The organism is Pseudomonas sp. AC169 (assembly GCF_979258515.1).
Window position 1 is genome coordinate 999,191 of sequence record NZ_OZ409866.1, and the last position, 23,896, is coordinate 1,023,086.

The 23,896-nt window shown below is 58.6% G+C and carries 26 protein-coding genes and 2 pseudogenes; 16 read left to right on the forward strand and 12 right to left on the reverse strand.

The window, feature by feature from the left end; genetic code table 11:
• Positions 1-8: 8 nt before the first annotated feature.
• Positions 9-290 carry an XRE family transcriptional regulator gene (locus ACZZ0G_RS04490; RefSeq protein ID WP_463555432.1) on the forward strand — a complete coding sequence of 94 codons (282 nt, stop codon included), beginning with the start codon at positions 9-11 and terminating at the stop codon, positions 288-290.
• Between the two features lie 21 nt (positions 291-311).
• Here the strand turns inward: ACZZ0G_RS04490 and ACZZ0G_RS04495 are convergent, their stop codons facing one another.
• Positions 312-1,367: an MBL fold metallo-hydrolase gene (locus ACZZ0G_RS04495; protein WP_463555433.1), complete on the reverse strand. Its 1,056-nt coding sequence runs from the start codon at positions 1,365-1,367 to the stop codon at positions 312-314.
• Between the two features lie 216 nt (positions 1,368-1,583).
• Between ACZZ0G_RS04495 and ACZZ0G_RS04500 the strand changes: the two genes are divergently transcribed.
• The 4 genes and pseudogenes from ACZZ0G_RS04500 to ACZZ0G_RS04515 form a co-directional block, all read left to right on the forward strand.
• Positions 1,584-2,192: a TetR/AcrR family transcriptional regulator gene (locus ACZZ0G_RS04500; RefSeq protein ID WP_463555434.1), complete on the forward strand. Its 609-nt coding sequence runs from the start codon at positions 1,584-1,586 to the stop codon at positions 2,190-2,192.
• Between the two features lie 156 nt (positions 2,193-2,348).
• Positions 2,349-3,416 carry a diguanylate cyclase gene (locus ACZZ0G_RS04505; protein ID WP_463558820.1) on the forward strand — a complete coding sequence of 356 codons (1,068 nt, stop codon included), beginning with the start codon at positions 2,349-2,351 and terminating at the stop codon, positions 3,414-3,416.
• Between the two features lie 280 nt (positions 3,417-3,696).
• Positions 3,697-4,380 (forward strand): annotated as a pseudogene (locus tag ACZZ0G_RS04510) (PAS domain-containing protein); the annotation flags it as partial.
• Between the two features lie 108 nt (positions 4,381-4,488).
• Positions 4,489-4,926 (forward strand): annotated as a pseudogene (locus tag ACZZ0G_RS04515) (methyl-accepting chemotaxis protein); the annotation flags it as partial.
• A gap of 169 nt (positions 4,927-5,095) precedes the next feature.
• On the opposite strand, the gene ACZZ0G_RS04520 reads toward ACZZ0G_RS04515, so the two are convergent.
• The gene (locus ACZZ0G_RS04520) at positions 5,096-6,037 is read right to left on the reverse strand and encodes a LysR family transcriptional regulator (RefSeq protein ID WP_463555435.1); all 942 of its coding nucleotides are present in this window, start codon (positions 6,035-6,037) and stop codon (positions 5,096-5,098) included.
• 15 nt (positions 6,038-6,052) lie between these two features.
• On the opposite strand from ACZZ0G_RS04520, the gene ACZZ0G_RS04525 reads away from it, so the two are divergent.
• Both ACZZ0G_RS04525 and ACZZ0G_RS04530 read left to right on the forward strand, forming a co-directional pair.
• Entirely contained in the window at positions 6,053-6,757 is a 705-nt protein-coding gene (locus tag ACZZ0G_RS04525; protein WP_463555436.1) for a CTP synthase C-terminal region-related (seleno)protein, read from the forward strand.
• Positions 6,757-7,062, forward strand: coding sequence for an antibiotic biosynthesis monooxygenase family protein (locus ACZZ0G_RS04530; protein ID WP_463555437.1), 306 nt, complete (start codon positions 6,757-6,759; stop codon positions 7,060-7,062). Before ACZZ0G_RS04525 ends, ACZZ0G_RS04530 begins: the two co-directional genes overlap by 1 nt.
• A 125-nt stretch (positions 7,063-7,187) precedes the next feature.
• Here the strand turns inward: ACZZ0G_RS04530 and ACZZ0G_RS04535 are convergent, their stop codons facing one another.
• A complete protein-coding gene (locus tag ACZZ0G_RS04535; RefSeq protein ID WP_463555438.1) occupies positions 7,188-7,514 on the reverse strand; it encodes a DUF2025 family protein in 327 nt (108 codons plus the stop codon).
• A gap of 221 nt (positions 7,515-7,735) precedes the next feature.
• Between ACZZ0G_RS04535 and ACZZ0G_RS04540 the strand changes: the two genes are divergently transcribed.
• Both ACZZ0G_RS04540 and ACZZ0G_RS04545 read left to right on the forward strand, forming a co-directional pair.
• Positions 7,736-8,863: a glycerophosphodiester phosphodiesterase gene (locus ACZZ0G_RS04540; protein WP_463555439.1), complete on the forward strand. Its 1,128-nt coding sequence runs from the start codon at positions 7,736-7,738 to the stop codon at positions 8,861-8,863.
• 161 nt (positions 8,864-9,024) lie between these two features.
• Positions 9,025-9,330, forward strand: coding sequence for a PepSY domain-containing protein (locus ACZZ0G_RS04545; RefSeq protein WP_007917758.1), 306 nt, complete (start codon positions 9,025-9,027; stop codon positions 9,328-9,330).
• 258 nt (positions 9,331-9,588) lie between these two features.
• Here the strand turns inward: ACZZ0G_RS04545 and ACZZ0G_RS04550 are convergent, their stop codons facing one another.
• A complete protein-coding gene (locus tag ACZZ0G_RS04550) occupies positions 9,589-10,035 on the reverse strand; it encodes a hypothetical protein (protein ID WP_463555440.1) in 447 nt (148 codons plus the stop codon).
• A gap of 221 nt (positions 10,036-10,256) precedes the next feature.
• Here ACZZ0G_RS04550 and ACZZ0G_RS04555 point away from each other — a divergent pair, with 221 nt between their 5' ends.
• Together ACZZ0G_RS04555 and ACZZ0G_RS04560 are read left to right on the forward strand one after the other, a co-directional pair.
• Positions 10,257-11,279, forward strand: a complete 1,023-nt coding sequence (locus tag ACZZ0G_RS04555; protein ID WP_463555441.1) for a transporter — start codon at positions 10,257-10,259, stop codon at positions 11,277-11,279.
• Positions 11,280-11,526: 247 nt separating this feature from the next.
• Complete coding sequence (locus ACZZ0G_RS04560) at positions 11,527-13,140, forward strand: inorganic phosphate transporter (protein WP_463555442.1); 1,614 nt, start codon at positions 11,527-11,529, stop codon at positions 13,138-13,140.
• Between the two features lie 124 nt (positions 13,141-13,264).
• On the opposite strand, the gene ACZZ0G_RS04565 is transcribed toward ACZZ0G_RS04560, so the two are convergent.
• A complete protein-coding gene (locus tag ACZZ0G_RS04565; protein ID WP_463555443.1) occupies positions 13,265-14,161 on the reverse strand; it encodes a LysR family transcriptional regulator in 897 nt (298 codons plus the stop codon).
• Between the two features lie 125 nt (positions 14,162-14,286).
• Between ACZZ0G_RS04565 and ACZZ0G_RS04570 the strand changes: the two genes are divergently transcribed.
• On the forward strand, positions 14,287-15,045 hold the full coding sequence (locus ACZZ0G_RS04570) for an SDR family NAD(P)-dependent oxidoreductase (protein ID WP_463555444.1): 759 nt from the start codon (positions 14,287-14,289) through the stop codon (positions 15,043-15,045).
• Positions 15,046-15,092: 47 nt separating this feature from the next.
• Here ACZZ0G_RS04570 and ACZZ0G_RS04575 read toward each other — a convergent pair whose 3' ends face one another.
• Complete coding sequence (locus ACZZ0G_RS04575; protein WP_463395163.1) at positions 15,093-15,530, reverse strand: multidrug/biocide efflux PACE transporter; 438 nt, start codon at positions 15,528-15,530, stop codon at positions 15,093-15,095.
• An 89-nt stretch (positions 15,531-15,619) separates the two neighbouring features.
• Between ACZZ0G_RS04575 and ACZZ0G_RS04580 the strand changes: the two genes are divergently transcribed.
• Positions 15,620-16,474: a LysR family transcriptional regulator gene (locus tag ACZZ0G_RS04580; protein WP_463555445.1), complete on the forward strand. Its 855-nt coding sequence runs from the start codon at positions 15,620-15,622 to the stop codon at positions 16,472-16,474.
• Positions 16,475-17,243: 769 nt separating this feature from the next.
• Here ACZZ0G_RS04580 and ACZZ0G_RS04585 read toward each other — a convergent pair.
• From ACZZ0G_RS04585 to ACZZ0G_RS04595, 3 genes are read right to left on the reverse strand one after another with little or no spacing between them, the layout of a single operon-like run.
• Positions 17,244-18,485: an RNA polymerase sigma factor gene (locus tag ACZZ0G_RS04585; protein ID WP_463555446.1), complete on the reverse strand. Its 1,242-nt coding sequence runs from the start codon at positions 18,483-18,485 to the stop codon at positions 17,244-17,246.
• A complete protein-coding gene (locus ACZZ0G_RS04590) occupies positions 18,478-18,822 on the reverse strand; it encodes a YciI family protein (protein WP_077574226.1) in 345 nt (114 codons plus the stop codon). The genes ACZZ0G_RS04585 and ACZZ0G_RS04590 overlap by 8 nt, the downstream gene beginning before the upstream one ends.
• 40 nt (positions 18,823-18,862) lie before the next feature.
• Positions 18,863-19,288, reverse strand: coding sequence for a YybH family protein (locus ACZZ0G_RS04595; protein WP_463555447.1), 426 nt, complete (start codon positions 19,286-19,288; stop codon positions 18,863-18,865).
• A gap of 141 nt (positions 19,289-19,429) precedes the next feature.
• Here ACZZ0G_RS04595 and ACZZ0G_RS04600 point away from each other — a divergent pair, with 141 nt between their 5' ends.
• Entirely contained in the window at positions 19,430-19,915 is a 486-nt protein-coding gene (locus ACZZ0G_RS04600) for a GNAT family N-acetyltransferase (protein ID WP_463555448.1), read from the forward strand.
• A gap of 19 nt (positions 19,916-19,934) precedes the next feature.
• Positions 19,935-20,540 (forward strand): pyridoxamine 5'-phosphate oxidase family protein, encoded by a 606-nt coding sequence (locus ACZZ0G_RS04605; protein WP_463555449.1) that lies wholly within the window; start codon positions 19,935-19,937, stop codon positions 20,538-20,540.
• Positions 20,541-20,676: 136 nt separating this feature from the next.
• On the opposite strand, the gene ACZZ0G_RS04610 is transcribed toward ACZZ0G_RS04605, so the two are convergent.
• The 3 genes from ACZZ0G_RS04610 to ACZZ0G_RS04620 all read right to left on the reverse strand — a co-directional run bounded on the left by ACZZ0G_RS04610 (position 20,677) and on the right by ACZZ0G_RS04620 (position 22,511).
• Positions 20,677-21,165: a GNAT family N-acetyltransferase gene (locus ACZZ0G_RS04610; protein WP_463555450.1), complete on the reverse strand. Its 489-nt coding sequence runs from the start codon at positions 21,163-21,165 to the stop codon at positions 20,677-20,679.
• Positions 21,166-21,285: 120 nt separating this feature from the next.
• Positions 21,286-21,780, reverse strand: coding sequence for a GyrI-like domain-containing protein (locus tag ACZZ0G_RS04615; protein WP_456024842.1), 495 nt, complete (start codon positions 21,778-21,780; stop codon positions 21,286-21,288).
• A 68-nt stretch (positions 21,781-21,848) separates the two neighbouring features.
• Entirely contained in the window at positions 21,849-22,511 is a 663-nt protein-coding gene (locus ACZZ0G_RS04620; protein WP_201228197.1) for a LysE family translocator, read from the reverse strand.
• A gap of 139 nt (positions 22,512-22,650) precedes the next feature.
• Between ACZZ0G_RS04620 and alaC the strand changes: the two genes are divergently transcribed.
• Complete coding sequence (gene alaC / locus ACZZ0G_RS04625) at positions 22,651-23,868, forward strand: alanine transaminase (RefSeq protein WP_150652114.1); 1,218 nt, start codon at positions 22,651-22,653, stop codon at positions 23,866-23,868.
• Positions 23,869-23,896: the final 28 nt, after the last annotated feature.

Sequence of the window (23,896 nt, forward strand, 5' to 3'; positions counted from 1 at the left end):
ATAAAAACATGAGCGAGATCGAAGAAAGCACAGGCAATGTTTATCAAGATTTAGAGCTTGAGCATGCAGGCGAGATGCTGCTCAAGTCCGAGTACGCGACCAAATTGATCTCGCTCATCGAGTCCACCGACAAAAGCGAATCTGAAGCCGCACAAAGACTGGGAATACCTCTGGAGAACCTGCAGCAATTACTTCGTGGAAAATTTCGAGAAGTGTCGGTTACTACTATGGCTGATTACAGCCGTAAGATTTCAGGGCTTGTTTCTGGAGCAACCGGTTCGCCCCCTTAGGCGCGAACCGTCTTCATCTGATCAGGCGTTCTGCATCACACCCTCACTCTCCCCTTCAACCGCCAACCACCACGCCTCACCCCGTTGCGGCTGAGCGATGTTAAACGCCTCGCCCATCTGCGGCGTGGTAATGGAAATACTGCGTTCCCACGCCAGTGCCAGAATCCGGTCGAACGGTTCGTGCCAGGCGTGCATGGCCAGGTCGAAGGTGCCGTTGTGGATCGGGAAGAGCCAGCGGCCCTTTAGGTCGATGTGCGCTTGCAGGGTTTCTTCGGGCTGCATGTGCACGTGCGGCCATTCGACGTTGTAAGCGCCGGTTTCCATCAGGGTCAGGTCGAACGGGCCGTACAGTTCGCCGATGCGTTTGAAGCCGTCGAAGTAGCCGCTGTCGCCGCTGAAGAAGATCCGGGTGTCGCCGTCGATCATCACCCAGGACGCCCACAGGGAGCTGTTGCCATCGAACAGGCCACGGCCGGAAAAGTGCTGGGACGGTGTGGCGACGAAACGGATGCCGGCAATTTCGGCGCCCTGCCACCAATCGTACTGGCGGACTTTGCTGGCATCGATGCCCCATTTGATCAGCGTGTCGCCGACGCCCAGCGGGGTCAGGAACAGGTTGGTCTTGGCGGCCAGCCTGAGCACGGCCTGGTAATCGAGGTGGTCGTAATGGTTGTGCGACAGGATCACCGCTTCGATCGGTGGCAACTGGTCGATGCTGATCGGTGGTTGGTGGAAGCGTTTCGGCCCGGCCCACTGCACCGGCGATGCGCGCTCGGCGAAGACTGGGTCGGTGATAAAAAATTTGTCGCGCAGTTTCAGCAGCAGGGTCGAATGACCTAGGCGATAGACGCTGTGGTTGGGCGCCGCCAACAACGCTTCTCGAGTCAACGCCTGCACCGGGATCGGCGCTGCGGGCCGGGTGTTGCGCGGTTTGTGGAAAATCATGTTCCACATGATCCGCAGCATTTTGCGCAGGCCTTCGCGTTGCACGGGTGCGTGATTGCGAAACAGCCCCTGATTTTGCCGCGAGGCTTCAGGCGTGGATGTGTTATCCGGGATCGAAACTGGATTGGCCATGACTGAATGACTCCAGAAAAACCGCGCAATTCACGGTTTTTCCACGGTGGGACGATAAATGGCCAAAGCTGCACGCATAGGCCGAACTGTCTGGTTTTTAGACTGCGAGGATTAACGCAACATTACACTGATCGGTGTAGTTTCTAGGTTGCATCAAAGCGGATGACAAGTAAACTGCCAAGTGTAATTTCATCTTTTCTCTGCCGAAGCGTACTTATGACAGCTCCACTGCGACTCACCGACCGTAAACGCGAAGCCATTATTCAGGCGGCGATTGCCGAATTCCGGGCTAACGGTTTCGAGATCACCAGCATGGACAAAATCGCGGCCACCGCCGGTGTGTCGAAGCGTACGGTGTACAACCATTTCCCCAGCAAAGAAGAGTTGTTTGCCGAAATTCTCAACCAGTTGTGGACACGAATCAGCGCTGAGCAAGCAGTGACCTACAACCGCGAGCAGCCCTTGCGCGAACAATTACGGCAAATGCTCCAGGCCAAAGTGCAGTTGATGGCCGACGAAAACTTTCTGACCCTGGCACGGGTGGCAATTGCCGCCACCATCCACTCGCCAGAGCGCGCGCAGAATATGGTCGAGCGCATGGGCGAGCGCGAAGAAGGCCTGACCGTGTGGATTCGCGCTGCGCAGGCCGACGGTCGATTGAAACCGGTCGACCCGGAATTCGCAGCGCATCAGGTGCAAGGGTTGCTCAAGACCTTTGGCTTCTGGCCGCAGATGTCGATGGGCCGCGCCGCCCTAGATGTCGATATGCAGGCTACCGTCGCTGAATCGGCACTGGAAATGTTTCTGGCCCACTATCAGCTCTAAATCGCCCCTCTCCTGCGCGAGCCACCGATTAAATGGCTCGGAAGGACACTGATTATTCCCGTTGGAATAAATGACAATGTCCGACAATCGACCGACGAACGGTTAGCCTGAGAAAATACAGCAAAGTATTTCAGGATGAATTTCGCGCAGGGCATCATGGAAAACCAACGCGGCAAAGGCTTGTCATTCGCCAGACGTATTTACCTGCCCAGAGCCATTGGTCTGGGCGTGGGATTCTTCAGCGTCGCTGCGGCTTTATCTCCGCTGAACATGCCCGGCTGGATCTGGGCGTTGTTGATGTTCAACGGTTTTGCCTGGCCGCATCTGGCTTATCAGATCTCCACTCGCTCGGCCTTCCCCTATCAGGCTGAACGGCGCAATTTGCTGTACGACTCGCTGTGCGGCGGTTTCTGGGCGGCGTGCTTTCAGTTCAGTCCGCTGACCACCGTGACGATCCTGTCGATGATGACCATGAACAACGTCGCCGCCGGTGGCTATCGGCTGTTCGTGTTCGGCGCCCTCGCCCAACTCGCCGGCGTTTTGCTGGGCTGGATGATCTTTGGTGTCAAATTCAGTCTGACGATGACCCAAACGCAAGTTTGGGCCTGCCTGCCGATGCTCACCCTGTATCCACTGGCACTGGGCATGGTCTGTTATCGCTTGGCGATCAAACTCTCTCAACACAAACGCGCACTGAGCGCCCTCAGCCGTACCGACAGCCTCACCGGCCTAGTCAACCATGGCGCCTGGAAAGACCTGCTGCACCTGAGATTCAAACAGTGCCGCCAACACAACAGCCAAGCCACGCTGGCATTGATCGACATCGACCATTTCAAGGAGATCAACGACAGCTTCGGGCACATCGTCGGGGATGAGGTGCTGCGGCAATTGAGTAAAGAGCTCAAGCGCCTGCTGGATCAGTACGAATTGGCCGGGCGCTACGGCGGTGACGAGTTCTGCGTGATCCTGCCGACACTGCCACTGCACAAGGCCGAAGCCCTGATGGAGCAATTGCGCGAGGCATTGCAGCAGTATCGTCATCCGCACGTGCCAGAGTTGCGAGTGGGCCTGAGTATCGGTTTGGCGCGCTATCAATCCTTGTACAAGGACGCACTGGACTGGCTGGACGATGCCGACAAAGCGCTCTACACCGCTAAACATACGGGGCGCAACACCATCAGCGTAGCCTTGAGCCGTGCCGCGGCGGACAACGCTAGCGCCTAAAAAGTTATACAAAATTACAAATAATTACTTTCTTGTACAAGTTTATGAAGTTTTGTATAAGTAGCCATCTGCCAGCTAAGGAATACTGGCATTGAGCAGTCATAGCCGAATGCCGTCCGCGCATTCGGCCTGCCGGCGCGGAAATAGGGACTGAATCCTCGATCTTCCCTACTTTCAGAGTACTTCGAACATGTTCTTCAATCGCCACAAAGCCGTCGTCGACGATCTTCAGCGCACCCTCACCGAACAAGCTGGCCTGCTCGATGCGATCAATCGCTCGATGGCGGTGATCGAGTTCGACCTCGATGGCGTGGTGCTGCGTGCCAATGACAACTTTCTCAAGACCATGGGTTACAGCGCCGAACAAGCGATCGGCCAGCCGCATCGGCGCTTTTGCACAGCAGAATTCGGGCGTAGTGCTCAATACACTGATTTGTGGTCACGCCTGAAAAACGGCCAGTTTCAGTCCGGTACGTTTGAACGCGTCGACGGCAAGGGCCAGCCGATCTGGCTTGAAGCCAGTTACAACCCGATCAAGGATGCCTCGGGTCGCGTGGTGAAAGTGGTCAAGTACGCCATGGACGTGACCGCCAAGGTGCAGCAGGAAAGCGAAGCCAACGCCAAGCTGCAGGCGATTGACCGGGCAATGGCGGTCATCGAATTCAACCTCGATGGCAGTATTCTCACGGCCAATCAGAATTTTCTGACGCGCATGGGTTACACCCTCGCCGAGCTGAAAGGCAAACATCACCGTTTGTTCTGCACGCCGGCACTGGTCAACAGCAGCGCTTACGAGGATTTCTGGCGGCGCTTGAACCAGGGCGAGCTTTTCCAGGGACAGTTCGAGCGCGTAGATAAACGCGGGCAAACCGTATGGCTCGAAGCCAACTACAACCCGGTCTACGACGCTTCCGGACGCTTGTGCAAAGTGGTGAAATTCGCTTCGGATGTGACTGCCCGGGTCGAGCAACACGAGCAGGACGCACGCAGTGCCAGCGCGGCGTATCACATCTCCGTGGCAACCCGAAAAGTCGCCGAGCAAGGTACGCAGGTGATCCAGCAAGCCGCCAGTGAAATGCGTGAAATCGCCGAGGACATTGCCGAATCTTCAACGCTGATTGCACAACTTGGGGAACGATCTGAGCAGATCACCGCCATCGTCAACACGATCCGCGCGATTGCCGACCAGACCAATCTGCTGGCGCTCAATGCCGCAATTGAAGCCGCGCGCGCCGGTGAACAAGGTCGCGGATTTGCCGTGGTCGCTGACGAAGTGCGGCAATTGGCGGCTCGAACCAGCGGCTCGACGGCGGAGATCTCCAACATGATCGGTTTGATCCAGAACGAGACCCGGCAGGCCATCAAGAGCATGGAAGGTACCCGGGGCCGCGCGGCAGAAGGGGTTGAGTTGGCGAATCAGGCGGGCACGGTAATTTTGCAGATTCGTGATGGCGCCAGCGAGGCGGTGGATGCCGTGAGCATGTTTGCCAATGAGCGGGCACCGGGGTGAGGTGCGGTCACTCGTAATAGTCGGCGGAATCAAGATTGTGTCTGGGCGATAAACCGAGGCGCCGCCTTCGCGAGCAGGCTCGCTCCCACAGGACCAAGTCGACTACACGTGTTGTGTACGACCGCTAAACCTGTGGGAGCGGGCTTGCCCGCGAAGAGGCCGGCCCTGATTACGGTAGTCGCAACGCTCGCCCCAACTCATCAAACAACGTCACCACCGAACGCAACGCCCGGCAATCCGGGCGGGTCAGCAGCCATAACGCGGTGTCGTAACCGTGCAGCGGCTCGCTCAACGCCTGCATACCCTCGGTGATCAGAAAATCCGGTAATGCCGCCACACCGAGACCAGCACGAACCAGCTCCGTCACCGACAACATACTGTTGCAACGATAGCCCGGAGTGACGCCGGGCAAGTGCTGCCGACGCCAGGCGATGGTCGGGTGATCGGGTAGAAAGTCATCCGGGGCGATCCAGGTCAGCGCGGCCAGATCCGATGCATCAACATTCTGCAGATAACCCGCACTGGCGCAGACCCGGTAGGAGATCTTCGCCAGTTGCCGTCCGACCAGATGCTCCGGCGGTGTAAGCGTCAGGCGCAAGGCAATGTCGGCATCGCGGCGGCTGAGATTGGCGAAATCGTTGGAGGTGCTCAGTTCGATGGTCAATGCAGGGTAATTCGGCATGAACTGCGCCAGTGCCGGCAGCAGCAAGCCTTGCAACACAGAATCAGTGCAGGTCAGACGCACCGTGCCGCTGACCACCTCGCCGCCCTGCTCCACGCCGATCCGCGCGGCTTCGAGTGCCTGTTCGGCGCGTTCGGCTTGCTCGGCCAGTGTCTGCGCGAGGGTTGTCGGCAAGTAACCGGCGCGGCTTTTTTCGAACAGTTGCTGGCCGAGTGCAGCTTCGAGTCGGCGCACGGCACGGAACACTGTCGAAACGTCGACTTTCAACAGCTGTGAAGCCCGGGCCAGAGAGCCGCCACGCACCAAGGCCAGAATCAGGGCCAGATCGGGGTAGTCGAGCTGATAGTGCGTGGCTGCATTGATCACTTGGGGAAACGCCAATGTTGAGTGCGTGAACGCCAATCTATAGTGAGTGCCATTCATCAACAAGCGCAGGGACTTCCCATGGAAAACAGCGCCATCCGTATCGCCCTGATCGGCGACTACGATCCGCAAGTCACCGCTCACCAAGCCATTCCCGTCGCCCTCGGTCTCGTCGCCGAACACCTCGACCGCAACGTGCAATTCGAATGGTTGCCCACCGAGCAGATCCACGCCGATACGCCACTCGAGCACTTCGACGGTTTCTGGTGCGTCCCCGCCAGCCCTTACAAAAGCGAAGACGGCGCACTGCGGGCAATCCGTTTTGCCCGCGAACAGCAGCGCCCTTTCCTTGGTACCTGCGGCGGTTTTCAACATGCGGTGCTGGAATTTTCCCGCAATGTGTTGGGCTGGGCTAATGCCGAGCATGGTGAGACATCACCCGGATCTGAACGCGCGGTGCTCACGCCGCTGACCTGTTCGCTAGTGGAAGCGGTGGACAGTATTCACTTGGTGCCCGGTTCGTTGATCGCCAAGGCGTACGAAACGTCGCAAATTCGTGAAGGTTATCGCTGCCGCTTCGGTGTGAATCCGCTGTTCGAACAGGAATTGTTGAACGATGGGCTACAAGCTGTCGGTCATGATTCGTCATGGGATTTACGCGCGGTTGAACTCAAGGATCATCCGTTCTTTGTGGCGACATTGTTTCAACCGGAACGCGCGGCGCTCAAAGGGTTGATGCCGCCGCTGGTGCGCGCGTTTGTTGAAGCTTGTGCGGAGCGACACTGATGACTGCCTGCTTTGCGGTGATTTTTACCTCGACCCGAACCGAGGGTGATAACGGCTATGCCGAGGCGGCTGAGCGTATGGCCGCATTGGTCAGTGAGCAGCCGGGGTTTCTGGGTGTCGAGTCGGTTCGAGGGGCGCATGGCGTCGGGATTACGGTGTCGTATTGGGATAGCGAAGCGGCAATTCTGGCGTGGCGGCAGCATCCCGAGCATCAGGTGATTCAGGCCCGTGGGCGTTTGGAGTGGTATTCGGCGTTTCATACGCGGGTGTGCCGGGTTGAGCGTGAGTATCGGTTCGGGTCATAAAATGGCAGCGCATTGGCAGCCGCCTTCGCGAGCAAGCTCGCTCCCACAGTGGATTTGTGATCGACGCCGATCCAATGTGGGGGCGAGCTTGCTCGCGAAGAGGCCCTTAGCTTCACAGCAAAACTTCAGCCGCGCACGAGACTGCGCACCGCCTCAATCTCCGGCACTTCAACCTTGCTCATATACACCCGCAACGGCTCGGTGATGTTGATCCGCTCATCGATATGCTGATCCAGCAACAACTGAATCAACTCGCGTTTAAGCGTCATGGTCTGCGCAGTTGCCGGCGCCCAGACGAATTCATTCACGGGAATAATGCCGTCATCGGCCACGTCCATGCCGAACGAATCTTCGCTGAAGCGCACGATGTACTGGCCAATTTTACGGTTGAGGCCGACAAATCCCTTGAGATCGTCGGCGGCCTGGCAGATGAGTTGGGAGGTGATGCGCATGGTAAACCTCACGAAAGGTGATCGATGGTTTACACGCAGGGCAACTGAGCGGCGCGCCCTCTGCCGGGACGTCTGCCGAGGGCAAGCGTACTGCAAACGGCGCCACAAAAGTGCAGGAAAAATCGCTTTTAATACGTTTATGTCGGTCCTGCGATAGCACGCAATCGATTCAGTTGTTAAAAGGTACGTCTTTGAAAATGCCCTGCGAAAGGAACTCGAACATGCCCGCCACTTTCACCAAAAGCGCTCTGGTCCTGAGCCTGCTGCTCGGCCTCGGTCAGGCCCACGCCGCCAGCCACAGCGATCCCGACGCGGTCGCTGCCGCCAACGGTATCCCGCACCCGGCGGTGATCGCTCACCGTGGCGCTTCGTTCGATGCACCGGAATCCACCGCAGCGTCCTACAAACTGGCCCGCGATCTCGGCGCCGATTATCTGGAAATGGACTTGCAGCGCAGCAAGGACGGCGTGCTGTTCGCCCTGCACGACGACAACCTGCAACGCACCACCGACGTCGCCACCAAATTCCCGGAACGCAAGGACGCTTCGGCCACCGCGTTCACCATGGCCGAACTGAAAACCCTCGACGCCGGTAGCTGGTTCAACGCCAAGTACCCGGATCGCGCCCGCCCATCCTACGCCGGGCTGAAAATTCTGACCCTCGATGAAATCATCGACATCGCCCAGGCCAACCCGCAACACAAGCCCGGCCTGTACATCGAGACCAAGGAGCCACAACTGTTTCCCGGGATCGAGAAAGACCTGAAAGAGAAACTGCAGGATCGCGGCTGGCTGAGCCCGGCCGGTTCGAAACTGGCGAAAAGCGCACTGGGCGTCGGTCAGGGCAAAGGCAAAGTGATCCTGCAGACGTTCGAGAAAAACAGCCTCGAACTGCTGCAAAAAGAAATGCCGCAAGTGCCGAAAATCCTCCTGTTGTGGGTCGGCGAAGGCAGCATCGAGCCGAAATCGAAAGTGACGTTTGCCGAATCCGGCGAGAAAGACAAAAACGTTTTCTACGGTAAACAAGAACCGAAGTCCGAAGCCGAATTCAAGCAATGGGTGGATTACGCCAAGGCGCAAGGTGCGATCGGTACCGGTCCTTCGGCGAAGCTGACCAAGGGCGGCGATCAGAGCTATTCGGATCTGGTGCAACCGTGGATGAACCAGTACACCCACGATCAGGGCATGCTGGTGCACGTCTACACCGTCGATGAGCCGGTGGACTTCGAGAAAGTCATGGCCGCTGGTGTCGACGGCATCTTCACCAACCGCGCCAGCGAACTGTTGAAGTTCTATAAACGCCCGGCGGCTGGCAGCGTTGATCAGGTGTTGAAGAACAACGGTTTCTGATCTGAAATCGAGGCGCCTTCATCGCGGGCAAGCCACGCTCCCACAGGTTTTGTGCAGGTGCATGGCTTGCCCGTTTTGTTGGGGTTCGGGATTTTAAGGGTGAGTTAAGTTGCACTGGTTAACCTGAGGCCACTTAAACGAATCAACCAAGGAATGAACCGATGAAAACTTTGACTGCCCTGTTTACCGCCGCTGCCCTGACTCTTACCGCTGGCCTGGCCCAGGCTGATGTTCGCGTTGACCAGATTCCTGAACTGGTTAAGTCCGGCAAGATCAAGTCGCTGGAGTCGATGAACGCCGAAGCGCTGAAACTGCATCCGGGTGCGACTATTACTGACACGGATCTGGATAACCACTTCAACGGTTATGAGTATGAAGTTGAGCTGAAGACGGCTGATGGTAAAGAGTTCGATGTGGACTTTGATGCGACCACTGGCAAGGTGTTGAGCAACAAGCAAGACACTTGATTGAACGCACCACCGAAAGCCGCACGATTGAGAGATCGTGCGGCTTTTTTGTGTTCGGCTTTTTTAATTGGTTGTTAGTGAGATTTTTTCCCCCTCACCCCAGCCCTCTCCCCCCAAGGGGCGAGGGGGAAAGGGAGCCGATCGGGGGCTTTTTCAAGACCTGAGTGCGCCTCGATATTTCAGGTCGGCGTAACTCGAATAGTCACCACGGTCAGTCCCCTCTCCCTTTGGGAGAGGGTTAGGGTGAGGGGAAGGGCATCACGCGGAGGTGCTGACCAGCGAACCCGAGGTGCTCGAGTCGGAGTCCTGCAACGCCTGCAACAGCGAGGCTGTTGCGGTGGACAGGGACGCCGAGGTGGCGGTGATCTGCGCTTGGGCGGCAGCCACCTCAGCGACCTTCGCATCCGAACTTTCCTGCTTGGCCTGCGCCGCTTGCAACGCCTGCTGCTCTTCCTGCAATTGCTTCTGCAACTCGGCAATCTGCTTGCGCAGCTCTTTCACCGAATCCGATTCTTCGCTGCTGCTGGAACTGCTGTCGCCCGCCGGAGCGGCCCCACCACCGGCGGCAACTTTACCGGTATCGGCCGTCGCGCCCGTACTGGCGGTTGCGGTAGTAGACGTGTCGTCACCGACGTCGGTGATCGCGGTTTTGCTGGAAGGTGTGCTGACAGTCTGATTGATCGAAACAGAAGTGATGCTGACCATGGAAAGGCTCCAATGCCGGTGATAGATAACCGGTCATCGACCACGGCCGCCGCAATTTGAGATCGACTGTGTACCGACTCGGTATCCAAACCGGTACACACGCGAGCAACTCGCAAATGACGTCATCCGGCGTTCACCAAATCGTCATATTCACTCGCGATGATGCGGCTCAGGTGAATCTGTAAAAACCACGCCAGACGCCCTCCTCGCAGCGAGCCTTCATGAACCACAGCCTCGACATCAGCCATCGCGATCCCGATCTGTTTGGCCTGCTCTATGGCTATCGCTTCCTGCCCGGCGAACGCGGTCGCGAAGTTGATTCGGCCACGGCATTGCGCTGTTTGCAGGACGACAACGACACGGGTGAATTCCTTTGGCTGCACCTCAATCTGGCCCACGCGGCGTGCGAGCGCTGGATGAAAAGTCATCTGCAATTGCCCGAAGAGTTTTTCGAGGCGCTGCACGAAGGCTCGCGTTCGACACGTATCGAGCATGTCGACTCGGCGTTGCTGGCGGTGGTCAACGATGTGGTGTTCAACCTCAGCAGCATGGTCTCCTCGGACGTGTCGACGCTCTGGGTTTGTGTGCGCAGCAAACTGATCGTCAGCGCGCGTCTGCAACCGTTGCACTCGGTGGACAAATTGCGCTCGTCGGTGAAGGCCGGCGAGCGCTTTCGTTCGCCCTCGGAATTGCTGGTGCACCTGCTCCGTGATCAAGGCGAAGTGCTGACGCAGATCGTGCGCAAGACCAGCATGAGCGTCGATCAGGTCGAGGACGAATTGCTTTCCTCGCGACTGTCGACCAACCGCGCCGAACTGGGTGCCAACCGGCGCGTGCTGGTGCGTTTGCAACGGTTGCTGGCGCTGGAGCCGGGTTCGCTGCTGCGTCTGCTCAATCGGCCGCCGCCCTGGTTGCAGAAGGAGGACGTCAAGGAGCTGCGCAAATCCACCGAGGAGTTTGCGCTGATCATCAACGACCTCACCGCGCTCGGCGAGCGGATCAAACTGTTGCAGGAAGAGATCGCCGCCAACCTCAACGAACAGAGCAACCGCACGCTGTTTACTCTGACGGTGGTGACTGTGCTGGCGCTGCCGATCAACATCATTGCCGGGTTTTTCGGGATGAATGTGGGCGGGGTGCCGTTGTCGCAGGACCCCGAAGGGTTCTGGATTTTGGTCGCGCTGGTGGCGACGTTTACCGTGATTGCCGGGCGTTGGGCGTTTCGTAAACGCGGAGACTACTGACCGTGGAATGTACTACCACCGCAGATCCCTGTGGGAGCGAGCTTGCTCGCGAAGACGGAATGTCAGGCACCATCATTGTCGGATGACACACCGCTTTCGCGAGCAAGCTCGCTCCCACAGGGATCTTCTTCAGTCTTCGGATCAGCGGTGGGGCTAAAACCGCAAACACTGACCTGACGCAGTCTCTCTGTAACATTCTGCAACGATCATGGACGACACTCCTTCCCTCGCTCAGGATTGTCCGCTCATGGCTACTCCCTCCCTGACCGCCAGCCCCGCGTCCGCCGCCAGCGGCAGGCCGGCCCTCGACAAGAAAACCAGCCCGTTTACCTACGTGATTTTTTTCGCCGTGCTGGCGATGGGTATGTTGTTCACCGCCTACAGCCTGATGCACGACATGCACGAACTCGGCACGGTGGTCACCACCTGGACGCCGTTCCTGTTGCTCGGCGTGGCGCTGCTGATTGCCCTGGGTTTTGAGTTCGTCAACGGTTTTCACGACACCGCCAATGCCGTCGCGACGGTGATTTACACCCACTCGCTGCCGCCGAATGTCGCTGTGGTCTGGTCGGGCTTCTTCAACTTCCTCGGTGTGTTGCTCTCGAGCGGCGCGGTGGCGTTCGGCATCATCGCTTTGCTGCCGGTGGAGCTGATTCTGCAGGTCGGTTCTTCTGCCGGTTTCGCGATGATCTTCGCTCTGTTGATCGCCGCGATCCTGTGGAACCTCGGCACCTGGTGGCTGGGTTTGCCGGCGTCGTCTTCGCACACGCTGATCGGCTCGATCATCGGCGTCGGTGTGGCCAATGCCTTGATGCATGGCCGCGACGGCACCAGCGGTGTTGATTGGGCACAGGCGACCAAGATTGGTTACGCGTTGCTGCTGTCGCCATTGGTGGGCTTCGGCTGCGCCGCGCTGTTGCTGCTGGCACTGCGCGCGTTCGTGAAGAACCGTTCGCTGTACAAGGCACCGGAAGGCAACGCGCCGCCACCGTGGTGGATTCGCGGTTTGCTGATCGCCACCTGCACCGGCGTGTCCTTCGCCCACGGTTCCAATGACGGCCAGAAAGGCATGGGCCTGATCATGTTGATTCTGGTCGGCACGCTGCCGATGGCCTACGCCTTGAACCGCACCATGCCGGAAGAACAATCGCTGCAGTTCGCCGCTGTGGCGCAAGTCACCCAGCAAGCGCTGGTGAAAAGTGCACCGCTGCCGACACCGGCCGATCCACGTGCAGTCCTCTCCGATTACGTGCGCAGCAAGGAAGCCACGCCGCAACTGATCCCGGCCCTCGCCGCCCTCACCGGGCACATCGGCGAAGAGGTCAAAGGCTACGGCTCGCTGGCGAAAGTCCCGGCCGAAGCCATGGGCAACGTGCGTAACGACATGTACCTGGCCAGCGAAAGCATTCGCCTGATGGACAAGAACAAGGTCGGCAATTTCGACGCCGATACCAGCAGCAAACTGCAACTGTTCAAGCAACAGATCGATAACGCCACGCGGTTTATTCCGCTGTGGGTGAAGATCGCCGTGGCCATCGCCCTCGGCCTGGGCACCATGGTCGGCTGGAAGCGGATTGTAGTGACGGTCGGCGAGAAGATTGGCAAGACGCATCTGACGTATGCCCAGGGCGCCTCGGCGGAAACCGTGGCGATGCTGACCATTGGCGCGGCGGACATGTTTGGTTTGCCGGTGTCGACCACGCATGTGTTGTCCTCGGGCGTGGCCGGGACCATGGTCGCCAATGGTGGCGGGTTGCAGATGAAGACCATCCGCAATCTGTTGATGGCGTGGGTGCTGACACTGCCGGCGGCGATCCTGCTGTCGGGCAGTCTTTACTGGCTGTTCACCCAGATCTTCTAATCAGCAGAAATCTCCTTGTGGGAGCGAGCTTGCTCGCGAAAGCGGTGGATCAGTCAACTCTGAATTGACTGACACTCAGTCTTCGCGAGCAAGCTCGCTCCCACAGTTCGATGTGTGGTGTCAGTTAGAGCGCGGAGCGAATCAGATCGCCAAGCCAATCCATGAATACCCGCACCCGCAACGGCAAATGCCGCTGTCGCGCATACAGCAATGAAATCCCCATCGCCGGCGCCGTGAATTGCGGCAGCACCGTCAGCAGTTCGCCGTTTTCCAGATGCGGTTGCATGCCGGTGCGCGGCACCTGCGTCAAACCAAATCCGCCCAGGCACGCCGACTCATAAGCATCAGTGCTGTTGACCGTAATGCTGCCAGCCATCGGCAAGCGCTTAACCTGCCCGCCCTCCTCGTACACAAACCCTTCCGAGCGCGAACCGAGCACGCCGACGTAATGCACCAGTCGATGCTGCGCGAGATCTTCCAGCGACTGCGGCACACCGTAGCGTTCGAGGTACGCTGGGCTGGCGCAATTGATCATGGGGAAGTCACCGAGGTGCCGGGCGACCACCGATTGATCCGGCTGCGCGCCAATGCGCACCACGCAATCGAAGCCCTCGCTGAGCAGATCGACGCGGCGATCAGTGCTGCTGATTTCCAGCTCCAGATTCGGATGACGCTCCATGAACTGCGGCAAGCGCGGCATGATCAGGCGCCGCGCGAGAATGTTCGGCATATCGACACGAATGCGCCCGGTCAGCGACGCCTCGTCCTGTCGGAACAAGCCTTCGATCTCGTCCATGTGCGAGAGCAGATCCTTGCTGCGTTCGTACAGCACCAGACCGTCCTGAGTCGCCTGTACTTTGCGCGTGGTGCGTTGCAGCAGGCGTGTGCCGAGCAGGGCTTCGAGCGCTTGCACATGCTCGGAGACGGTCGATCGCGGTAAGCCCAAGCTCTCGCCAGCGAGGGTGAAACTCGACAGTTCGCTGACACGGACAAAGGTGCGCAGCAGTTCCAGTTTGTTCATGGGCCACCTGTTGATTGTTCGGCTCAAGCGATCAGTGATTCCGGTTTCAGTCTGTTTATCACCACAGGGCGGATAAATAAACTTTGATCCATCACCTGATCACTCACGGCAATCGAGGAAAAACCATGAACCGCAAAATCGCATTGATCACCGGCGCCAGTCGTGGCTTGGGTAAAAATGCCGCCCTGCACCTCGCCGCGCAAGGCATCGACATCATTGGCACCTACAACAGCCGCGCCGATGAAGCCCAGGCACTGGTTGCCGAAGTGCAGGCTCTCGGCGGCAAAGCCGGGATGCTGCAACTGGACGTTGGCCGTAGCGAAAGTTTTGCCGGTTTCGCTGCGCAGGTAGAGCAAGCATTAGAGGAAACCTTCAAACGTCAGCGTTTTGATTTCCTGATCAACAACGCCGGGATTGGCGTGCTCGCGCTGTTCACTGACACCACGCCGGAGCAGTTCGATCTGCTGATGAATATTCAATTGAAAGGACCGTTTTTCCTGACTCAGCAACTGTTACCGCTGATCAACGATGGCGGGCGAATCATCAACATCTCCAGCGGCTTGACCCGCTTCAGCTTGCCGGGTTACGGCGCATACGCGGCGATGAAGGGTGCTATGGAAGTGTTGACCCGCTATCAGGCCAAAGAGCTGGGCGCGCGGCAAATCGGGGTGAATATTCTGGCGCCAGGCGCCATTGAAACCGACTTTGGCGGCGGCACCGTTCGCGACAACGCGGCGGTCAATGCGATGGTCGCCGACAACACCGCGCTGGGTCGTGCCGGTCAGCCGGATGATATTGGCGGAGCGCTGGCGTTGTTGCTGTCGCCTGGCGCGCAGTGGATCAATGGTCAGCGGGTCGAGGCATCCGGCGGGATGTTTCTGTAGATATCGGGGAGAAAAAATCGCAGCCTTTCGGGCTGCGATTTTTTTGTTTAACCCTGACACGCATTACGCATCATCACGCGCTCACGCACCACGTCATAACCCCAGTGGTAAACGTAGGTGTATGGCAGGAAAAACAGCAACACGCCGATGTCGAGCAAAAACGCCTGCCACAGGCTGACCGACAGCCACCAGGCAATCAGCGGCACGCCCATCACGATCAGGCCACCTTCGAACAGCAACGCGTGTACCACCCGTACCCAGGCGTTGTGTGCAACATTCATTCGCGCCAGCAGGCGGTCGAAGAAGCGGTTGAACACCACGTTCCAACCCAGCGCCAGCATGGCGATCAGGACTGTCACCGCGCCCATTTCAAGCATCGGTTTTTGCATGATCCACGCCAGCAACGGGGTGCAGATCAGAATCGCCAGCAGTTCGAAACCGATGGCCTGGAAAATACGTTCAGTGATGGATTTGTGGGCAGTCATGGCCTGAGTCCTTGAATGAAGATGGTTGCCATGATCTATGCTCGCATCGATACTTCATAACCAGTAACCATCGATCAAGGCGATAGTTGATGATCTCGCAAGAAGTGCTGCTGGCGTTTGTCCAGGCTGCCACGCAAGGTTCGTTTTCGGCGGCGGCGCGCAAACTCGGGCGCAGTCAGTCGACCATCAGCGCGGCGGTGGCCAGCCTGGAGATAGATCTGGATCTGCAGCTGTTTGATCGCAGCAGCCGCAAACCGACGCTGACCCCGGCCGGGCATGTGATGCTGCAACGCGCCGAGGCGATTCTGGCGGCCAGCAGTCGTCTGGAAATGACCGCGCGGCAGTTGTCCCAAGGCGTCGAGCCGAAGCTGACCGTGGCGATTTCCGACACCTATCAGTCGTACCGTTTTGAAGCGGCGTTGGTCGGGTTTGAGCAGCGTTATCCGGATCTGGAGCTGGAATGTCTGATCGCCGAATGCGATGACCTGGTCGAACTGGTGCAGCGCGGTCGCGCGCATCTGGCGTTCGCCGAAATGCAAGAGAGCTACCCACCGGATCTGGTGACGTCGACGGTGGCCGAGCGCACCGAAATCGCCTTGTTCGTCAATCGCGACCATGCGCTGGCCAAGCTTGATCACATTGATCAGCAGATCCTCGAGCAGCATCGCGAATTGCGTCTGGCGACCATCGTCAATCCGTATGACAGCCGTGGCAAAGGTCGGGTGTGGTCGGCGCCGAGTTATCTGATGCTGCTGGAAATGGCCGAAAAAGGCTTTGGCTGGGCGCCGTTGCCGCGTTGGCTGGCGCAGCGTTATGGCAATGATTTGCTGGTGGAATTGAAGGTGCGCGGCTGGCCTAAGCCTGTGTTTGTCGATGCTTTGTGGTCGCGGCTGTATCCGCCGGGGCCGGCGGGGAGTTGGTTGTTGAGCAAGATGCTGGAATAGCGGCGCTGCTGATCGCTGGCAAGCCTGAAGTCAAAAGCCCCTCACCCCAGCCCTCTCCCGGAGGGAGAGGGAGCCGACCGAGGTGTCTTGCGTCAGACATCGACCTGAAAGACCGAGTCGATTATGGATTCATTGGATATGAGCTCAAAAGCCCCTCACCCCAGCCCTCTCCCGGTGGGAGAGGGAGCCGACCGCAGTGTCTTGCGTCGTACATCGACCTGAAAGACCGAGTCGATTATGGATTGATTGGATATGCGCTTAAAAGTCCCTCACCCCAGCCCTCTCCCGGAGGGAGAGGGAGCCGGCCGAGGTGTCTTGCGTCAGACATCGACCTGAAAGACCGAGTCGATTATGGATTGATTGCTGCGGTATATAGGGTCGTGAAATTTGGTTCGATCATGGATTCACCGCTGAGCGTTCAGGTCGGCGTACTTCTACAGCATCCCCCAATCAGTTCCCTCTCCCTCTGGGAGAGGGAGCCGACCGCAGTGTCTTGCGTAGTACATCGACCTGAAAGACCGAGTCGATTATGGATTGATTGGATATGCGCTTAAAAGTCCCTCACCCCAGCCCTCTCCCGGAGGGAGAGGGAGCCGACCGAGGTGTCTTGCGTCAGACATCGACCTGAGAGACCGAGTCGATTATGGATTGATTGCTGCGGTATATAGGGTCGTGAAATTTGGTTCGATCATGGATTCACCGCTGAGCGTTCAGGTCGGCGTACTTCTACAGCATCCCCCAATCAGTTCCCTCTCCCTCTGGGAGAGGGCTAGGGTGAGGGCAATTCCAGCGCCGAAAGCCGCCCTTCAATAAACCGCCGCTCCGGCTCCTGCCGCGTCAATTCCAATGCTCGAAGGTACGCCGACCGCGCCTCCTCCACCCGACCCAACTGCCGACAAAACTCCGCCCGCGCCGAATGCGCCAAGTGGTAATCCTGCAATTCGCCGCGATCAAGAATCCCTTCAATCAGATTCAACCCGGCCAACACCCCATCACGCTTGGCCACCGCCACCGCCCGGTTCAACTCGATCACCGGCGAAGGCACCGCGCGCAACAGCACGTCATACAAACCAACGATCTGCTCCCAATCGGTTTCTACTGCTGACGGCGCCTCCGCATGCACTGCGGCAATCGCAGCCTGCAAACAATAAGGCCCAAACCGCCGCGTAGTCAGCGCACGCTCGACCAGTGCACAACCCTCAGTGATCAACTCGCTGTCCCACAATGATCGATCCTGATCGTCGAGCAAGATCAATTCGCCGTCCGGCGAGGTGCGCGCCGAGCGTCGCGATTCGTGCAGCAGCATCATCGCCAACAGCCCCATCACTTCCGGTTCCGGCAGCAATTCCATCAACAGTCGCCCCAGCCTGATCGCCTCTCGCGTCAGATCTTCACGGGTCAACTCAGCCCCGACCGACGCCGAATAGCCTTCGTTGAACACCAGATAAATCACCCGCAACACACTGTCGAGGCGCTCGGGCAATTCGCTCAGGCTCGGTACTTGATAAGGGATTTTCGCATCCCGGATCTTGGCTTTCGCCCGCACGATGCGCTGGGCAATCGCCGCTGGCGCGCAGAGAAAGGCGCGGGCGATTTCCTCGGTGGTCAGGTCGCAGACTTCACGCAAGGTCAGCGGCACTTGCGCATCCGCCGCCAGTGCCGGGTGACAGCAGGTGAAGATCAGCCGCAGGCGATCGTCTTCCACGTCTTCGCCACTCCAGTCGGCCTGTTCGAGTTCTTCCAGTTGCGCCAGCAGCAACGGCTGCGAGGCCTTGAACCGCGCACGGCGGCGCAATACATCAATCGCCTTGAAACGCCCGGTCGACACCAACCAAGTGCGCGGATTGTCCGGCACGCCGTCGCGTTGCCAGCGCTCGACCGCGACGAAGAACGCCTCGTGCAAGGCTTCTTCGGCGAGGTCGAAATCACCGAGCAGACGAATCAGCGTCGCCAGAATCCGCCGCGAGTCTTCGCGATAGACCTGCTCGACCCGCGCGCGGACTTCAGACATTCAACTGCCGCACCGGGCGCACTTCGACGCTGCCGACCCGCGCCGCCGGAATGTTGCCGGCGACCTGAAGCGCTTCGTTGAGGTCCTTGGCGTCGATCAGGTAGAACCCGGCCAATTGCTCCTTGGTTTCAGCGAACGGGCCATCGGTGATCGACAGTTTGCCGTTGCGCATCCTGACGGTGGTGGCGGTCTGCACCGACTCCAACGCCTCGGCCGCGACCATTCGCCCGCTGCCCTGAATCGACTCGGCGTAAGCCCAGCACTCGGCGTCTTCCGGGCTGTCGGGCGATGAATGGAGCAGGCGTTCATCGCTGTAGACCAGGCATAAATACTTCATGGCGTTCTCCTGAATCGGACGGATCAACTATGGCTGAAGATCAGGGAGTCACATCGAACAGGGTCGCGCCGCTCATCGGATCGAACGGCGCCGACCAGTGCTCATGGGCGATTTTCCATGCCCCGCCGACCTGCCGATAGCAGGCGGTGACGCGCATCCAGCAGCTCTGGGTTTCGCCTTTGTCGTTGGTGCCGCCGCAATTAGCAACCCAGTGCGCGAAAGCGATGTTGTCAGCGCTTTCGATGGCGATTTCGTGAAATTCGAAGACGTGCGGGCCGGGACACATTTCCATGCACGCCACCCAGTGCTCGCGGTAGGCCGGTTTGCCCTTGAATTGCAGGGCCTTGATCGCGTCGAAGGAGACGATGTCGTCGGCGTACAACGCCATGACTTTCTCCACGTCCTTGGTCATGACGGCTTCGCGGTAGGTGTTGATCAGGGTCTGGATTTCAGATTGTGCGCTCATGGTGTTCTCCGTGGTTTTTGTTGTGAAGACACCTTTAGTCGTTCGGCGATTGGGCAGATCGACAGAGCAAACAAAAAGAATTCTACAGAAGACAAAATCGCTAGAATCCGCGACTTACCTTGTAGGAAAAAGGAAATTCCCGTGTCAGCCCAACTCGTGCCGTACGACAGCCTTAACGCCTTGCAGCGTGAGCAAGTCGAGGCGATTGAAATCCATGCCAAGCAGATCAAGTTCTCTGGCGATATTCATGGTGCCTTGCACACGCTGCTGTCAAAGCCCGGCCCCGGCGTGAAAGGTTTTGCGCTGCTCGCGGATGACGTGCCGGTGGCGTTTCTGCTGCTCAAGCGCCCGCCGGTGTTGCCGGCCTGGGCCGATGAACACAGCGCCACGTTGCATGCGTTGCAGGTCGATCGCCGCGCGCAGGGCAAGGGTTACGGCAAGGCCTGTCTGCAAGCGCTGCCCGAGGTTGCGCGTCAGGCGTGGCCGGAGATCAAGGGACTGGAATTGTCGGTGGACGCGGATAACGATGCGGCCATCGCGCTGTACGCCAAACACGGCTATGTCGACAGCGGCGAAGCGTACAAGGGCCGGATCGGTTACGAACGGCGCATGGGGCTGGTTTTCTAAGTCATCGAGGGATGCAACGATGATCGACTCAATCGAAGCACTGGAAGCGATTTACGGACTGCCCCACGAGCGGGCGGTGCGCAAGCAGATCGGTTTTCTCAACGAGGATTATCAGGCGATGGTGCGACTCTCGCCGCTGGTGATTGTCAGCTCGGTGGGGGCTGATGGCCTCGACAATTCACCGCGCGGCGACAACGCCGGGTTTGTGCGGATCATTGATGAACGCACGCTCGCCCTGCCCGATCGCCCGGGCAACAACCGCATCGATACCTTGCGCAATGTCCTGCACGATCCGAGAGTGTCGTTGTTGTTCATCATTCCGGGGATTGGCGAGACGTTGCGGGTCAATGGCACGGCGACGATCAGCGCGGAGCCGCAATTGCTGGAGAGTTTTGCGGTGAATGGCAAACCGGCGAAAACGGTGTTGCTGGTGACGGTGGAAGCGGCGTTTTTTCATTGCTCGAAAGCCTTCGTCCGCTCGGATGCGTGGAACCCGGAAACGCATCTGCCGCGCTCGGCCCTGCCCTCTGCCGGCGCGTTCCACAAGCGCCTGAACGATGGCGATTTTGACGCCGACACCTACGACCGGGAAGCGCCAAAAAGAGTAAGCGACACCCTTTACTGAAACTGCCGTCGATGATCGTTCCCATGCTCCGCGTGGGAATGCCTCTTGTGACGCTCTGCGTCACGACTTTGGGACGCGGAGCGTCCCCGGCTGCATTCCCACGCAGAGCGTGGGAACGATCAGCATCGGGGTTGAATCAGAGGGTCAGGATCATCTCGTGCCACGCCATGCCGCCGTGATCCGACTCCGACGGTTTGATGTAGGCAAAACCAAACCCGGCATACAACGGAATGTGCTTCTCCTTGCACATCAAATGAATCGTCGCCTTATCCATCCCGCGCATCCGCTCGATGAACTCGCCCATCAAACGCTTCGCCAGCCCCTGCCCCTGATAATCCGGGTGCACCACCACCGACATGATCACCACGTTCGGCCCTTTTGGGTCATGGCCGATCAGTTCCTTGAACGCCTCGTCCGACATCTGCACGTCAAACGCCGCACCGGAATTGACGAAACCGGCGACCACGCCATCCACCTCAGCGACGATAAAACCTTCCGGCCAGGTGGCGATGCGCGTGGCGATCTTCTCGCTAGTGGCCGCTTCGTCGCCCTCGTAGGCAACGGTTTCGATGGCGTAGCAGCGGTCCAGATCGGCGGCGGTGACGTTGCGAATGACGGTGTTCATGGCAGCTCGGAAATCAGCAGAAGAAAGTGCCGAAAGGATAAAGGAATCAGGGAGCCATATCGATGCGCTCATCGCGCAAACAAAAAGACGGATCAGTGATCCGCCTTTTTGGCTGTGTGCTCAAGCCTTGGTATCGACCGGCACACAGATTTCCAGTTTGCCGGTGTGCTTCTTCGGGTTGAAGTCGGCGCTATAACGCTCCAACTCCGGGGCATTGAGTTCCACGTAATGAGAGGTCGGCAACCAGGTCTTGTAGATGTATTGCAGGGTTTGCGGCAACTGTTCGAGCGGTCCTTTGTGCTCGAACACTGCGTACTGGCGAGGCAGCACTTCGACCCATTGGTATACCTTCTGGTCGAGGTCATCGAGCTTGCTGATTTCCACCCCGGCGATGTAATCGAAGCCTCCCTTGCCGTCGAAATTACTGCAGACGCCGTAGGTCACTTCGTTTTTTTGTCCCTGGATCTTTCCCAGGTGCGGCAAGAACTTTTCCCACAGCGCCGGGATGTCTTTGGCTGTGTCTTGAGTAAATCGACCGCGAAAGCCTGCAATCAGCAGGAAGTGTCCATGTTCGAAGCGAGGTTCAGCCACTTCGACGCGTGTTTGCTCATCCATGACTCGACTCCTGGCACAAAAAAAGGGGTTCGGCTGGGAGTATAGAAAGCCAAACCCAATTCGCACGCTTACAGCGAATGCAACTGCTCGACGGCACCCGAACCGACAAACTCGTTATAGCCGGATACGATCACGTAAACCGCGAAATAGCAGAAGATCGCTGCAGATGCCATATAGGAATAGCGCAACAGCTTGTCGCCCAGCAGCTTGCCGCCGTGGCTCGCGGCGAAGCATAAACCCGCCGACCAAAGCAGCCCGGCGCAGAGAAAACCGCCAAGGAACAGCGCCGAACTCAAAGGGCCGCCGCCACCGGAACGGGCGATCAAGGTGCCGCCGACCGCTGCAAACCAGAGAATCGCACTCGGCGACGACATGGCGAGGAAAATCCCCCGAAAGAATTCTTTGCGATGGGAGTTCTGCCCCACCTCGGCGGTCGCGGCCAGTTGCGCTTCGTGATGGATCGCCGAGTAAATCATCTTTGCCGCAAAGTAGATCAACAGCGCCGAACCGCCGATCCACAGCACCCAACGCACAGTTTCGTATTGCAGCAAAACCGTCATGCCGGCCAGCGCCAGCACCGCGTAAATCAGGTCGCCGACGCAGGTGCCGAGGCCCAGCGCAAAGCCCTGAAAGTAACCGCGCTGCATCGCCAAGGTGATCATCGCGATGTTGGCTACGCCGATATCCAGGCACAGCGAAAGGCTCAGCAAGAAGCCGCTGGTGAATTCCATCTACCGATTTCCTTGGGCAAAATTTGTTGAAAAACGCGCTGGACAGTATGCCATCACTGACCTTATCTTCCGCCACAGGTCACCGCAGTGACCAGCGTCGCTCGGACGGTTCCGGGCGCTTACGTTATCCGAGGCAACAATGGCTGAACAAGGTTCGCCGCGCCGCTTTGCGCGCATAGATCGACTCCCCCCTTATGTTTTCAACATCACCGCCGAGCTGAAGATGGCCGCCAGGCGTCGTGGTGAAGACATCATCGACTTGAGCATGGGCAACCCCGACGGCGCCACGCCGCCGCACATTGTCGAAAAACTTGTGCAAGTTGCCCAACGCGAAGACACCCACGGTTACTCGACGTCCAAGGGCATTCCGCGCCTGCGCCGGGCGATTTCCAACTGGTACAAGCAGCGCTACGAGGTCGATATCGACCCGGAAAGCGAAGCCATCGTCACCATCGGTTCCAAGGAAGGCCTGGCGCATTTGATGCTGGCCACTCTGGATCAGGGCGACACCGTGCTGGTGCCGAACCCGAGTTATCCGATTCACATTTACGGTGCGGTGATTGCCGGCGCCCAGGTGCGTTCGGTGCCGCTGGTGCCAGGCGTGGACTTCTTCGACGAACTCGAACGAGCGATTCGTGGCTCGATTCCGAAGCCGAAAATGATGATCCTCGGCTTTCCGTCGAACCCGACCGCACAGTGTGTGGAGCTGGATTTCTTCGAGCGGGTGATCGCCCTCGCCAAGCAATACGATGTGCTGGTGATTCACGATCTGGCTTACGCCGACATCGTCTACGACGGCTGGAAAGCCCCGTCGATCATGCAGGTGCCGGGCGCCAAGGACATCGCGGTGGAGTTTTTCACCCTGTCCAAGAGCTACAACATGGCCGGTTGGCGGATCGGTTTCATGGTCGGCAACCCGGAACTGGTCAACGCGCTGGCGCGGATCAAGAGCTACCACGACTACGGCACCTTCACCCCGCTGCAAGTGGCGGCGATTGCTGCGCTGGAAGGCGATCAGCAATGCGTGCGCGACATCGCCGAGCAGTATCGCCAGCGCCGCAACGTGCTGGTCAAAGGCCTGCATGAACTGGGCTGGATGGTCGAGAATCCAAAAGCGTCGATGTATGTCTGGGCGAAGATTCCTGAGCAGTACGCGCATCTGGGTTCGCTGGAGTTCGCCAAAAAACTGCTGGCCGAAGCCAAGGTGTGCGTCTCGCCGGGGGTGGGTTTTGGTGAGTACGGCGACGATCACGTGCGCTTTGCGCTGATCGAAAACCAGGACCGGATTCGTCAGGCTGTACGCGGGATTCGCGGCATGTTCCGGGCGGATGGCCTGACTCCGAAAACTTCCGCCTGACCCACAGATCGTTCCCACGCTCCGCGTG